2 pseudogenes are annotated in these 540 nt (G+C 76.3%); one reads left to right on the top strand and one right to left on the bottom strand.

Annotated elements, in window-relative coordinates:
- Positions 1 to 250: pseudogene (locus tag VE25_RS03735) on the bottom strand (ABC transporter substrate-binding protein); the annotation flags it as partial.
- Between VE25_RS03735 and VE25_RS22605 the strand changes: the two are divergent.
- Positions 240 to 540 (top strand): annotated as a pseudogene (locus tag VE25_RS22605) (hypothetical protein); the annotation flags it as partial. The pseudogenes VE25_RS03735 and VE25_RS22605 overlap by 11 nt on opposite strands.

The raw sequence follows: 540 nt of genomic DNA, 5'->3' as shown, positions 1-540 counted from the left end.
TGAGGGCGGTGGGCGGGGCGGTGAGGGCCCGGGGGGGGCGGAAGTGGGCGATCGTGACGCCCTGCGGGGGAGCGGGCGGCGTGGTGGGGAAGACGGGGTCGTTGGCCTCGAGAGCCGTCAGCGCCGGAGCCGAGGAGGCCGGGGAGACGAAGCCGACGCCGGCCGCCAGACCCGAACCGTTGAACGCGCCGATGGTGTCACCGGTGCAGAGCGCGCCGACGGCGGCGGTGACGGTCTCGGTGTTGATCACGCGGTCGGCAGCGGCCGCCGCGGCGGCCGCTGCCGACCGCGTGATCAACACCGAGACCGTCACCGCCGCCGTCGGCGCGCTCTGCACCGGTGACACCATCGGCGCGTTCAACGGTTCGGGTCTGGCGGCCGGCGTCGGCTTCGTCTCCCCGGCCTCCTCGGCTCCGGCGCTGACGGCTCTCGAGGCCAACGACCCCGTCTTCCCCACCACGCCGCCCGCTCCCCCGCAGGGCGTCACGATCGCCCACTTCCGCCCCCCCCGGGCCCTCACCGCCCCGCCCACCGCCCTCA

It is taken from the genome of Devosia geojensis (assembly GCF_000969415.1).
Classification (GTDB): Bacteria; Pseudomonadota; Alphaproteobacteria; order Rhizobiales; family Devosiaceae; genus Devosia; species Devosia geojensis.
Note: the sequence above shows the minus strand (reverse complement) of the source record. Positions and strands in the feature narration are given on the sequence as shown.